This is a genomic window from Pedobacter sp. GQ55, from assembly GCF_059758925.1.
The window spans coordinates 323,142-336,564 of record NZ_JCAXEI010000004.1 but is presented as its reverse complement, the minus strand read 5'-3'; the positions used below and the strand labels follow the sequence as shown (position 1 = coordinate 336,564).

Sequence of the window (13,423 nt, the reverse complement as noted above, 5' to 3'; positions counted from 1 at the left end):
AGATTAGTTTGCTATTTAGAACGGAAACGATTTCATATAATGATATTCATTCAACAGTTTTTTGTAACAAAAAAGTTGGTATGGCTTAGTTTAACCTGAATTACATGAACTACTTATGTGTTTTTATAATGTTTAAACTATGCCGGATTAATTTGTTGGAATTTATGAAAACGTTTTCATATAATTGTAATATTGATTAGCTTGGTATATGGATTAGCTTAAATCAGTAGCCTTATATAATATTAAAATGGCCAACCAAAAAAGGGTACAGCAAAATACAATTCTGGATATTGCGGAAGCGTTGAAGCTTTCGCCTGCAACAATTTCCCGTGCGCTTAATGATCACCCACACGTAAAGGAAAAAACAAAAAATGATGTACTAAAAATGGCTGCTCAGCTGGGTTACAGGCGTAATAATATGGCTTCAGGTTTACGTAGCAATAAAACGCATACCATTGGACTTATCGTGCCAAGGATTTCAATGTTTTTTCATGCAGAGGTCATTACCACTATTCAGAATGGTTTACAGAAGTATGGATATAATCTGATCATATGCCAGTCTAATGACTCATTGGATATGGAAAAGGAACTTACAGAGATACTTTTATCCTCAAGAGTTGATGCTTTAATTGCAGCATGTACCTTAGGTACCACAGATTTTAGCCATTTCGATAAGTTTTTGCAAAATGGTACACCCGTAGTTTTTTACGATCGCGTACCCTTAAACGAACAAAAAGCAACAATAATAAAAGGTGATGATTTTAGAGGAGGATACATCGCAAGTTCACACCTCATTGAAACTGGCTGTAAAAAGATTGCTCATATTTCGGGGCCTTTAACTTCAAATTTATACCAGGACCGATCGGCCGGGTTTTTAAAAGCAATGGAACAGCATAAGCTTCCTGTGAGAGAAAATTGGGTGTTTCATCAGGAGTTGACACATGCCAATGCGAGAGCAGCTATGCGTAAAATGTTTGAAGGAGATGTTGTGCCCGATGGTTTATTTACCGATAACGATACGAGTGCAATAGCGGCGCTCGAATTTGCAAGAGAAAAGGGAATTGATGTGCCGGGCGAATTAAAAATTATAGGTTATTCAAATGATCCCAGAACATCAATAATTACTCCTGCAATAACGACTATAGAACAGTTTCCTGATGAAGTAGGGAAAAAGATAGTTGAAACACTAATAAATTCTTTGAAGAATAGTACAAATATAATTGATGAAAGAACAGTGCCAATTACGATACCTGTTCAGTTAATTAGAAGAATGACAACCTAAAAACTAAATATTAAATAACATTGATGATGAGAAAACTAATTGTTGTAATCTGTTTTTTACTGATAAATAATGGCATGCTAAGCGCCCAGAGTAAGGACGGAAAAATGAGCCAATTGATTGATGAGCAATTTAAATTTGCTGATCAGCAATACAAGGTACTTGCCAAAAATGTACCTGCAGATGTAATGCCTAAAACCTATTACGAAAACACAGGTAAAGTAGAAACAAGTGATACCAAATGGTGGTGCAGTGGGTTTTTTCCTGGTACGTTACTTTATATTTATGAGTATACAAAAGATGCCGGCATTCTGAAGGAAGCTAAAGAACGCCTTTCTATTTTAGAAAAGGAAAAGCATTATACCGGTAATCACGATCTGGGCTTTATGATGTATTGTAGTTTTGGTAATGCTTATCGCATTCTGAAAGACCCTTCCTATAAAAAGACAATAGATACAGCGGCAGAATCTTTGTCAACACGCTTCCATCCTGAGGCAGGTGTGATTCAATCCTGGAATTCAAGCAAAAAAATGGCTGGCCCTGTTATTATAGATAACATGATGAACCTTGAGCTGCTAAGCTGGGTAAGCGACCATGGAGGTGATAAAAAGTACAAAGAGATTGCAGTTACGCATGCAAATTCAACCATTAAAAATCATTTCAGACCAGATTTTAGTTCCTATCATGTTATTGATTATGATATGAAAACAGGTAAGATCTTGCAAAAAATAACCGCGCAGGGAGCTGCAGACTCATCTGCATGGAGTAGAGGTCAAGCCTGGGGCTTATATGGATACACCATGATGTATCGTTTTACTAAAAACAAACAGTATTTAAACCAGGCAAAAAATATTGCCAAATTCATGTTAAATGACCGCAATATGCCTGCAGACATGATTCCTTACTGGGATTATGATGCTCCGGGAATACCTAATGCGCTTCGTGATGCCTCTGCGGGTGCGGTCATGGCTTCTGCATTATTGGAACTCGCTCAGTATTCAGATAAAAAAGAGGGTAAACAATATTTAAGTGCTGCTGAAACAGCATTAAGAACATTGGCCTCTGATACTTATCGTGCAAAATTGGGTGAGAATGGTGGATTTCTGTTAAAACATAGTGTAGGTTCACTACCTCATAAATCGGAAGTTGATGTTCCATTGACCTATGCCGATTACTATTTTTTAGAGGCATTACACCGCTATAAAAACTGGTATTTATAAAATTTAAATAAAAAAGATAAAGAACATGCAAACACATTTTGAAAGCCGATACGCTCTTAGTCCATCTGAAACCAAACAAATGGTTACCGCAGATCTGTGCAAAAATTTTCTAATCCCCGAGATATTCGAAGCCGACCATATTCATCTTACCTTGTCTCATTACGACCGCTATATAGCCGGAGGAATAATGCCTGTAAATGAAACTATACAACTTTCAAATCCTGATAGTTTAAAAGCCGAATACTTTTTAGAAAGAAGAGAACTTGGGATTATTAACGTAGGTGGCAAGGGTACTGTTGTGGCCGATGGAGTTAAACATGATCTGGATTTTAAAGAAGCACTTTATATTGGTAAGGGAACTAAAATTGTAACATTTGCCTCTGCCGATAAAAAGAAGCCAGCAAAATTTTATATTAATTCTGCACCTGCTCATCATAAATATCCAAGTAAAAAGGTTTCAAAAGCTGAGGCAGAAATTGTTGAGCTCGGAAGTCCTGAAACAGCAAATCACCGGGTTATAAATAAACTATTGGTGAATAGTGTTTTGCCTACTTGTCAACTACAAATGGGTATGACTGAGCTAAAGAGTGGAAGCGTTTGGAACACCATGCCGGCACATACTCATGACCGTAGGATGGAGGTTTATTTCTATTTTGAAGTTCCGCAAGGTCAAAGCGTTTGCCATTTTATGGGCGAACCACAGGAAACAAGACACATCTGGATGCAAAATGAGCAGGCCGTGATTTCGCCTAACTGGTCTATACATTCAGGAGCGGGCACAAGCAACTATACGTTTATCTGGGGTATGGCAGGTGAGAATCTTGACTATGGAGATATGGATCATTGTGCAATTAATGAGCTTAAATAATAGATAGATTATGAAAAACGTATTTGCTTTCTTATTGTTACTGCCGGGAGCATCGTTCTTTGCGCAGGCACAAACAAATGTGGTGAAAACAACCATTATAGTGAATAATTCATCTGATATAGAGCGGGTAGGTGAGGTGTTGTCTATTAACTGGGCTAGCATTATCACAAAATATCCAGGTATTGATACTGCTAATTTCAAAGTATTAGATGCAGCTGCCAAAAAAGAAATTCCTTTTCAATTGGAGCACAAAGGAGAAACAGCTATACAGAATTTACTGGTACAAATTAACGTTAAGGCAAAAGGGAATGCTAAACTCCTTATAGTAGCAGGCAAACCTGCTGCTATAACTAAAAAGACCTACGGTCGCTATGTCCCTGAACGCTATGATGACTTTGCGTGGGAGAACGATAAAGTTGCTAACCGCATGTACGGTAAAGCATTAGAAACCAGAAAGGACAATGCTTTTGGAATTGATGTTTGGGTTAAAAGATCAAGTAAGCTGGTAATTAATGACTGGTACAAAACTGGCGATTACCATACAGATCATGGTGATGGAATGGATTATTATAGCGTCGGATTAACTTTAGGAGCAGGAGATATAGCTCCTTATGTTAACGACTCTGTTTACTATTCTAAAAATTATCATAACTGGAAAGTATTGGATAATGGCCCTTTGCGTACCTCATTTCAGTTAGGTTATGATGAGTGGGATGTGGCAGGCAAACCGGTAAAAGTAGTAAAAACAATATCTCTTGATGCAGGCTCTCACTTTAACCGTATACAAGCTGATTACTCTTATTCAGACGGAGCCGATCTTCCTGCAGTAATAGGGATTGTTAAAAGAGCCGAGTCAGGGGTTATCCTGATGGATGAAAAACAAGGCATAATGGGTTACTGGGAGCCAGAGCATGGCGCAGATGGAATTACAGGGGTAGCAACGATTATTCCAGGTGGAAAGGTGAAAATGAATACCGATAAGGTTCATTTGCTAACCCATACTTTGGTTAAAGGCAAAGAACCTGTTGTTTACTATAATGGCTCTGCATGGAGTAAGGGAAATGAAATTACAACAGCAAATGAATGGTTTAAACATCTGGATACTTTTAGTCAGAAGTTAAACCAGCCGTTAGTTATAAAAGTGCAATAAGAAATATATAAAATGGCGATACTTGATTTATTTAATTTAAAAGGAAAAACGGCTTTAGTAACAGGCTGTAAAAGAGGCATAGGTAAGGCTATGGCAGAAGCCCTTGCAGAAGCAGGAGCAGACATTATTGGCGTATCCGCAAATTTAGAACGATCGGGAAGTGATATAGAAAAATCTATAACCTTACTTGGTAGGAAATTTTATGCATATCAATGCGATTTTAGCAATCGTAATTCACTTAAACTATTTATTGATCAGGTAAAAAGGGATCATCCGATAATAGATATTCTTGTAAATAATGCAGGAACAATTTTAAGAAAGCCTATATCTGAACATCCTGATGAGTATTGGGATGAAGTGATCGCCGTAAATCAATCAGCTCCTTTTATCCTTACCAGGGAAATTGGAAAAGAAATGGTTTTGCGTGGACATGGAAAGGTAATTTTTACAGCTTCTCTGCTAACGTTTCAAGGTGGCATTACTGTGCCTGGTTATGCAGCCAGTAAAGGAGCAATTGGCCAGTTAACAAAAGCTTTTGCTAATGAATGGGCAGCTAAAGGGGTAAATGTAAATGCAATAGCACCCGGATATATTTCAACTGATAATACAACTGCGTTGAGAGCCGATGAGAACCGTAGTCGCTCTATTATGGAGCGAATTCCTGCAGGAAGATGGGGTGAACCGGAAGATTTTAAAGGTCCAATAGTTTTCCTGGCTACAGAGGCTTCTTCTTATATGCACGGCACCGTGATGACAGTAGATGGCGGATGGATGGGTAGATAATGGTATAAAATAACTGAGTAAATGAATTTAGAAAGATTAATACTGGTTTGTAGTTTGCTGATTGGGTATCAAATCACAAGTGCTCAGGAAGTATGTCCGATTATCCCTCAACCAGTAAAGTTTGCTAAAACCGATGGCTCTTTTGTGCTCACTCAGCATAGTCCTATAGTTGCAGAATCTGAGCTTTTAAAACCGGTAGCTTATTATCTTCAACAGGAATTACTAAAGGAACAGGGATTGCCTTTAACTGTTTATAATGCATCAAAAGAATCTGGGGTAAAATTAGTGCTTACATCGAAAAAAAGCTCAGACGCATACACTCTGGAAATCAATTCAAAAGGAGTTGTAATAACTGCTAGCGATGCTGAAGGCGCTTTCTATGGGGTTGTGTCGCTGCTGCAGGTTGCCAGACAGTCGAAAAATTTAAAGGGTTCACTTTCATTAGAAGGATGGAAGATACAGGATAATCCTTTATACGAATGGCGAGGTTTGATGCTTGATGAATCAAGGCATTTCTTTGGTGTAGCAAAAGTTAAATCTATTCTGGATTGGATGGCTTTCTATAAATTGAATCGTTTCCACTGGCACCTTACCGATGAGCCTGCATGGCGTATTGAAATTAAAAAATATCCGGGACTCGCCTTGATTGGTGGTATTGGTGATTTTTTGAATGGAACTTTACCCTCACAGTATTATACGCAAGAGCAGGTGAAGGAGGTAGTGGCGTATGCGGCCCAGAGATTTATCACCGTTATTCCAGAGATAGATATGCCTGGACATGCTTCTGCCGCGAACCGGGCATATCCTGAATTTAGCGGAGGTGGGTCTGAAGGACATCCTGAATTCACATTCAATCCTGGTAAAGAAAGTACTTATCAATACCTTTCAAATATCCTGCGCGAGACCAATGCATTATTTCCTTCAGGGATGATTCACCTTGGCGGCGATGAGGTAAGTTATGGTAATCAGCAATGGTCTACAAATGCGGATATTAAAACGCTAATGCAAAGTAAGGGACTGGCAAATGTTAAAGAAGTAGAAAAATACTTCATGAAACGCATGGCAGATTCGGTATACAATATGAATGCGAAATTACTTGTGTGGGACGAGATGGCAGAAGTTGATCTTCCTAAAGACAAGACAATTATCTTCTGGTGGAGACATGATAAACCTGATATGCTAAATCTGTCTCTTAAAAAGGGTTATGAAACAGTGCTATGTCCGAGATTACCGTTTTATTTTGATTTTGTTCAGGATAGTACTCACAACTACGGTCGCAAGTGGAACAATAAATTATACAATGCATTAGAAAATGTTTACTCCTTTTCCCAGGATAATTACTTAGATGGTCCAGTAAGTAAAAAACAGATCTTGGGTATACAAGCAGATTTATGGACAGAGACGATTCAAAGCGATCAACGATTAGATTATCTGTTGTTTCCGCGAATAACTGCACTTGCAGAAGCTGCATGGAGTAAAAACGCAAAGGATTTCCAAGGATTTATGCAGCGTTTAAAAAAGCATATGCGACTGTTTCAGCAAGCATCACTTTACTATTACGATCCATTTAATCCTGCAAAGAATCCTGAACCAGTTAGGATAGGAACAGGGGTTAAGCGCTTTGATACTGGATTGTAAGTATTTATTGTTTAGTTTAAAGAGCTTATCCCCATTCATGAGATAAGCTCTTTTAGTTAAATATAATATGTTAGTCTTTTTAATTTGTTGCTGTGAAATTAGTAGAACTTATCACTGTTTGGCCATTTGAAATCACAGTTAATTTCATCGTTCCTGGATTTAAATTGGAAGGTACGGCTACAGTGATTGTGTTTTCGGTGATGCTTGTAATCGGAGCTTCAATAGTGCCGAATTTAACAACAGTGCTATAATAATACTGAGCAAAGCCCTCACCTTTTATCGTTACAATGGATCCTGCAACGGCAGATGTTGGTGTAAAAGAAGTAATAGCCGGTCCAAGCATTTTAAATTCTTTAGCTATTGTATATTTTTTTCCGCCAGCTTCCAGATAAAGCTTTACATTTCCTGCATTAATTCCTCCTGGAACTGCTATTTTTAAACTTGTTGCGGAAGTAGCGACACCAGAAGATGGTATAGTTCCAAAGTAAACATAATAACTCTGATCCTTAATAAAATTTCCTGTAATATCTATTTCCATACCGGGAGCGCCGGATGCGGGCGAAAAATTAGTAAATGCATAAGAAAGGACTTTAAGCTTGTTAGGTGCGGTTACCGCATTTGGGCCCGATTTAAAGGTAACTGTATAATCACCTGCAGACAAGCTTTCAGGAACGATCATCGTAAAGCCACCTTGATAATCAGGGAAAACCTGCGCATCAGTGCTTCCAATAGTAGCCGTAGGCATCCCTTGATTGTGTTCGAAATTAGTTGGAAAATTATTACCGGAAATTGCAACGGAAGTTCCGGGTAAAGTGATCGCTGGATTCAAGCCTGTTATTACCGGAGGAGTAACTGTAAATTCGCCAGGTAAAACTATTTTTTTATCAGCTAATCTTACTGAAACTTCTGATTTCAACTCAACAGTAGATGGTACAGATATTTGAGGGGTGCTTCCATACAGGGTATTTACTTGTGTGTTTCCAAAAAATATGCTAAAAGTACTTGGGTAATTATAGTAGTCGGGAAGATTGTCACCCGTAAAAGTAACCATTGTACCTATTGGTCCTGACTTTGGAGAAAAATCTTTAACATTGGCGTATATGGTAAACCCATTTGAAACTGATACTTTCTGGGCGCTAATACTTACTTCTACACTAAGTTGATTACCATGTCTTGCTTGAATTCCTTGGGGTACCTCAGCTACAATTTCTGTATCTGAAGAGGACAGTACTTTGGCCTTTATGTTATTAAATGTAACCTCAATTGCGTTATCAGATTCTATATAGAATTTCCCGGTAATCTTAACCTGATCTCCCACTTTCCCCGAATTTGGGCTAACATTCCCAGCCTGTTGAGTAGGTAGATTTATCTGTATCGTTTTTCCTAATGCGGTTCCTTTTTCATCAGTTATATAAGCCCTAACAAAAAGGGTTGATTGGTAATACGGACTGCTTAAATTCAGATTGCGGATTTCCTTTGTAAATTCTCCTTGAGGTATATCTTTACCTAGAGAAATTTTTGTTCCTTTTACATCGCTAACATCAGCGGTTGTACTGTATATAAAACCGTAGTCAGATGGATTAAAGTTACCTTTACTGACAATGTTCCCTGTAAAGGTTGCTGCGTTTGGCGCCAGTGCGGTTGCAGATAACGTTTGAATTTCTGGACCTGTAAGATTGTCTTTTTTGCAGCTTTGAAACTGAAATAAGGAAATTAGCGTGATCGCTATTAATAGTATATTCTTTTTCATATCGAGTCTCGGATTAAAATGAATAACCAATGCGGACGCCATTTATTAGCGTTGGGCCAAATGTTGATGCAGATTTCTTTCCTGTATCATTAAAATTGGTGGTAGGTTGCCCTGTGCCAGTATTTGTCCCTGTCGCAGTAGTCTCGATATTCTTATATTCAGTTTTAGATAAGTTGAAATTAAACTCATAGCCAAAAAAGAAATCTTTTGCTATATAAAAATCAAAGCCTGTAATTAAATTAATGCCATACCGAGTATATGCGTTTTCTTGCAACTGAGTGTAATAGCTCTGATTGTTTGGTAAATAAATTGTCTCAAGCCAGCCATTTTTAATGGATGTAGAAACGCCGTTGTCTTTAATTTCCTGGTTTGCGGATTTACTGCTTACTGAAATATCTGCGGCGATGTAAGGAGATAAGCGTCTGGTACCTTTGAAATGTTTTTCTACACCGAAGTTAAATCCAATTAAAGTGCTTTTCCTTTCATTTTTAATAAAAACACCTTGTGGACCATAAGGATTATTTACGTTTGCAGTTGAATCCTTTTGGCTTGCATGAAAGCCTAATCTTAAAGCCACATCAGGGCTAATAAAATACCTTACTTTAATTTGGTTAAGAGAGTTGTTCAAACTTAAGTTTCCTTTAAAAGGATTGAAATTAAGTTCCGTCACTATTGCGCCTGTAGTTGGTTTTAGAGACTGAGTTGCTTGATCAACAGTTACGTCAGATAGATTAGTTATATCCGTTATAACTGTATCAGTTTTAACTTTTGGCGTTTGGGCATAGCAAGCCGTTGTAGCAATTGCAATCGCAATTGAAAAGAGCGTTTTCTTCATGTCGTTAATTTTTACGCGAAAGTATAAAACAATTTGCTCAATATTATTTTTTGGCGCTATTTAATTTAATTGTAAACTTTTGGGACCTAAGCTCAATATTTGCAAAACTGTTGCGTAGTATCAATAATAATCGTATTTTTGCCCGGCAAATAGTAACTCATAAATTATTTGCTATGCAACTCGATCCCAATAAATTTATCGCCGAAGGTCTAACATACGATGACGTATTATTAGTGCCAGCTTACTCTGAAGTTCTGCCACGTGACGTGGATACAGGGAGTTTCCTTACAAAAAAAATACGTATTAATGTTCCTGTAGTTTCTGCTGCAATGGATACTGTAACTGAATCTGGATTGGCGATTGCCATTGCCCAGGCAGGTGGTATCGGTATGCTTCACAAAAACATGAGCATCGAGCGTCAGGCAGAGGAGGTAAGAAAAGTAAAACGCTCAGAAAGCGGAATGATCCAGGATCCAGTTACTTTAAGTAAAGATGCTAAAGTTGCCGATGCCTTCCAGATCATGAAAGAATTTAAAATAGGTGGAATTCCTGTTATAGATTCAGAAGGTAAATTGGTTGGTATAATTACCAATAGAGATTTGCGCTTCCAAAAAGATATGCAACGTAAAGTTTCTGAAGTGATGACCAGCGAAAACCTGATCACTGCTGCAGAGGGTACAACCCTTTTACAGGCAGAGGAAATTTTACAGGATTATAAAATTGAAAAACTTCCTGTAATTGATAAAGAGGGTAAGCTAGCCGGGTTAATCACTTTTAAGGACATTCAAAAATATAAAAACTATCCTAAAGCTTGTAAAGACGAACGCGGCAGGTTACGTGTAGGTGCTGCAGTAGGTGTAGCTGCTGATAACATTGATCGTGTTGCTGCATTGGTGCAAGCAGGAGTTGATGTAGTTACAGTTGATACTGCTCACGGTCACTCTAAAGGTGTTATCGATATGGTTAAGGCCATTAAAGCTAAGTTCCCAGACTTACAGGTTATTGCAGGTAATATTGCTACAGCAGAAGCTGCAAGAGCTTTGGCAGCCGCCGGAGCTGATGCAGTAAAAGTTGGTATTGGTCCAGGTTCTATCTGTACTACCAGAATCATTGCTGGTGTTGGTGTACCTCAGTTATATGCAGTTTTTGAATGTGCTCAGGCATTAATTGGCACAGGAATTCCTGTAATTGCTGATGGTGGTATCAAACAAACAGGAGATATTGTTAAAGCCATCGCAGCCGGAGCTAGCTCTATTATGGCAGGATCTTTATTCGCTGGAGTAGAGGAGTCGCCAGGTGAAACCATCATTTACGAAGGACGTAAGTTTAAATCTTACCGTGGTATGGGCTCTGTTGAAGCAATGCAACAAGGGTCAAAAGACCGTTATTTCCAAGATGAGGAAGATGTAGTTACCAAATTGGTACCAGAAGGTATTGTTGGTCGCGTACCCTATAAGGGAACGTTGGCCGAGGTGATTTATCAATATGTAGGTGGCTTAAGAGCAGGTATGCACTATTGTGGTGCTGCAACCATTGAAGATTTACAGAAAGCTAAATTTGTACGCATTACAGCTGCCGGAATGAGAGAGAGTCATCCTCATGATATTTCAATCACTAAAGAAGCTCCAAATTATTCACGTTAATAATTTGGATTAAATAATTCCAAAAAGGGTCTGAATCAACATTTCAGGCCCTTTTTTGCGTTAAAACAGACTTAACTTTTACTATAGCTTAACAGCGTCTGACTTGAGTCTGACATGTGGTAGGGGTTTATAGAAACTCATCAGGACCCAATTCCCAGGTCCAGGGTTTTTTAAAGCTCGAAAAAGTACGCAGCGTTTTAAATGTTAAGTTCTGTTCAATAATCTCGTTTCCTGAATCCTTATTATTGATTTTACCAATAGTAATAATGCGTTTCTTGTTTACAAAGTCATACTTTTTGCTATTCATGTCACCAGATCCGCTATGATAAGAGTAATTGCTTGCCTTGGTAAGCTTCCAATCTTTATTCTGATATTTAAAGCTGTAATTAAGTTTCCATCTCCAATTTGCGCCTCCCTCGAAGGCGAGGTTGAGTACATTATCAGCGATAACCAAAGGACGCAAGGGATCACCCATTGAGCCACCTTCTTCTGATCTTAAAATAAAATTATTGTTTTGGGTAACTAGTTTGTAGTTTCTGCCCGATTTAAAATAGACTGCCAGCATCCTGGGTCTTTGGATTTCGGTGATAAGTTCTGTTGTATTATCTCCATATGCCCTGTTTTCTTTAACAGCAGCATAAAACTCATATATCAAGGCCAGATCTTCAACTTTATCATTGTTTAAATCTCCATAAACAGAATCTATAACCTTCCATTGGGCTGGAATGAGTGATTTTATAGTTTTTCCTTGAGGGATAAGCACTGGATATTTAAAAGATTGAGCATACGTAGCAAAGCAGCAAAATAATAAAAGCGTAATTAGTCCTATTCTCATATTTCTATACAACGATTAAATATGATGATTTATTCTAAGTATCGGTTTAATAAAAAGCACAAAAGCCGGAATCCTCCGGCTTTTGTGTGTATTAGCTATATATGTATCGTGATTTATTGAACCACTTTACCGTCTTTGTCGATCTTAAGAGATCCTGTTTCTTCTCCTTTTTTAACATTAATCAAGTAATACTCAGATTTGTCTGCGTTAACAACAAGGAATGCTGCAGTTGGAGTCCATTCTTTTGCTGGCTCAGCTTGTAAAGTTTTTTGAACCGGCTCAGGTAGGTCTTTTAATTCAACTGGAGTTTTTGTAGTACTATCTTGTCTTACAGCAACTTCTACTGAGTTTTTAATGTCGCTTGCTTTTACTGTTGTTAATCCTGCTACTGCTAAAAATGCTGCTGATAAAATGATCTTTTTCATAATACTTATTTTAAATTTCAATTAATATTCTTGTTAATTATGTTTAGACTATGCTACATAATAGTGCCTAAGTATATGGTTTTTGGCACTGGTCTGATTTTCAATGGTTTATTTTATTGGGGGTTTCGGAAAGCTGTGGAGTTCCTCTACAGATTGTTGAGCAAGGAAGCAGGTAAGTCTAAATATTCCTATCTTTGTATAAAAAAAGACCATGTCAATTACATCAGACGAAGAACTTTCAGGAATGCAGCAGATCAGTAATGCGGTAGCAGAAACCCTTAAACAAATGAGGGAGCATGCTGCTCCAGGTATGTCAGCTAAAGAATTGGATGATTTTGGAGGGGCAATTTTAAGTGCCTTAGGCGCAAAATCGGCACCTAAGCTGACTTATGACTTTCCTGGATGGACGTGCATAAGCGTGAATAATGAGATTGCTCATGGGATTCCCACAGAAAATAAAGTTTTTAAAGAAGGCGACATCATTAATATTGATGTATCTGCCGAGTTAAATGGCTTTTGGGCTGACAACGGCGGTTCTTTTATTTTAGGTAAAGATATAAATGAGCTTCAGCCGCTTGTGGATGCTTCAAAACAAATATTGCGTAAAGCCATAGATCAGATAAAAGGAGGAGTAAAGATTGCAGATATCGGTAGATTGATTGAAACAGAGGCCCGTAAATCTGGATATAAGGTGATTAAAAACCTTGCCGGACATGGAGTAGGTAGAAGTTTACACGAAGAACCGCATGAGATCTTGAACTGCTATGATAGATTTAATACTACACGCTTCAGAAAGAATTCTATTGTGGCTATTGAAACATTTATTGCCACTGCTTCAACTTATGCCGACCAGGAAAAGGATGGATGGACACTAGTTGGTAACAAAGGTGGCTACGTAGCGCAACATGAACATACTATAATGGTTACAGATGGTAAGCCGGTAATCCTTACTGCCGTAAATAACATTTGGGAATAACAACAATACAGCGCGCACCAA

The 13,423-nt window shown here is 38.1% G+C and carries 12 protein-coding genes; 8 read left to right on the top strand and 4 right to left on the bottom strand.

The genetic code is table 11. The features are described 5' to 3' along the window. Positions 1-247 precede the first annotated feature (247 nt). The 6 genes from AC6CH7_RS14100 to AC6CH7_RS14075 are packed head-to-tail and all read left to right on the top strand — an operon-like array spanning position 248 to position 6,938. Complete coding sequence (locus AC6CH7_RS14100) at positions 248-1,282, top strand: LacI family DNA-binding transcriptional regulator (RefSeq protein ID WP_498263352.1); 1,035 nt, start codon at positions 248-250, stop codon at positions 1,280-1,282. A 23-nt stretch (positions 1,283-1,305) separates the two neighbouring features. Then, positions 1,306-2,499 carry a glycoside hydrolase family 88 protein gene (locus AC6CH7_RS14095; protein WP_498263351.1) on the top strand — a complete coding sequence of 398 codons (1,194 nt, stop codon included), beginning with the start codon at positions 1,306-1,308 and terminating at the stop codon, positions 2,497-2,499. 25 nt (positions 2,500-2,524) lie between these two features. Beyond that, positions 2,525-3,367, top strand: a complete 843-nt coding sequence (gene kduI / locus AC6CH7_RS14090) for a 5-dehydro-4-deoxy-D-glucuronate isomerase (RefSeq protein ID WP_498263350.1) — start codon at positions 2,525-2,527, stop codon at positions 3,365-3,367. A 10-nt stretch (positions 3,368-3,377) separates the two neighbouring features. After that, on the top strand, positions 3,378-4,517 hold the full coding sequence (locus AC6CH7_RS14085; RefSeq protein ID WP_498263349.1) for a BT3233 family polysaccharide utilization protein: 1,140 nt from the start codon (positions 3,378-3,380) through the stop codon (positions 4,515-4,517). Positions 4,518-4,529: 12 nt separating this feature from the next. Continuing rightward, positions 4,530-5,300 (top strand): SDR family NAD(P)-dependent oxidoreductase, encoded by a 771-nt coding sequence (locus AC6CH7_RS14080; protein ID WP_498263348.1) that lies wholly within the window; start codon positions 4,530-4,532, stop codon positions 5,298-5,300. 21 nt (positions 5,301-5,321) lie between these two features. Next, on the top strand, positions 5,322-6,938 hold the full coding sequence (locus AC6CH7_RS14075) for a beta-N-acetylhexosaminidase (protein WP_498263347.1): 1,617 nt from the start codon (positions 5,322-5,324) through the stop codon (positions 6,936-6,938). 79 nt (positions 6,939-7,017) lie between these two features. On the opposite strand, the gene AC6CH7_RS14070 is transcribed toward AC6CH7_RS14075, so the two are convergent. Together AC6CH7_RS14070 and AC6CH7_RS14065 are read right to left on the bottom strand one after the other, a co-directional pair. After that, positions 7,018-8,688, bottom strand: coding sequence for an IPT/TIG domain-containing protein (locus AC6CH7_RS14070; RefSeq protein WP_498263346.1), 1,671 nt, complete (start codon positions 8,686-8,688; stop codon positions 7,018-7,020). A 13-nt stretch (positions 8,689-8,701) separates the two neighbouring features. After that, positions 8,702-9,523: a hypothetical protein gene (locus tag AC6CH7_RS14065; RefSeq protein ID WP_498263345.1), complete on the bottom strand. Its 822-nt coding sequence runs from the start codon at positions 9,521-9,523 to the stop codon at positions 8,702-8,704. 173 nt (positions 9,524-9,696) lie between these two features. On the opposite strand from AC6CH7_RS14065, the gene guaB reads away from it, so the two are divergent. Continuing rightward, positions 9,697-11,166: an IMP dehydrogenase gene (gene guaB / locus AC6CH7_RS14060; protein WP_498263344.1), complete on the top strand. Its 1,470-nt coding sequence runs from the start codon at positions 9,697-9,699 to the stop codon at positions 11,164-11,166. A gap of 127 nt (positions 11,167-11,293) precedes the next feature. Here the strand turns inward: guaB and AC6CH7_RS14055 are convergent, their stop codons facing one another. After that, positions 11,294-12,001, bottom strand: a complete 708-nt coding sequence (locus AC6CH7_RS14055) for a hypothetical protein (protein ID WP_498263343.1) — start codon at positions 11,999-12,001, stop codon at positions 11,294-11,296. A gap of 113 nt (positions 12,002-12,114) precedes the next feature. Beyond that, positions 12,115-12,426, bottom strand: a complete 312-nt coding sequence (locus AC6CH7_RS14050; RefSeq protein WP_048904544.1) for a hypothetical protein — start codon at positions 12,424-12,426, stop codon at positions 12,115-12,117. A 211-nt stretch (positions 12,427-12,637) separates the two neighbouring features. Between AC6CH7_RS14050 and map the strand changes: the two genes are divergently transcribed. Continuing rightward, a complete protein-coding gene (gene map / locus AC6CH7_RS14045) occupies positions 12,638-13,402 on the top strand; it encodes a type I methionyl aminopeptidase (protein ID WP_498263342.1) in 765 nt (254 codons plus the stop codon). The last annotated feature ends 21 nt before the right edge of the window (positions 13,403-13,423 follow it).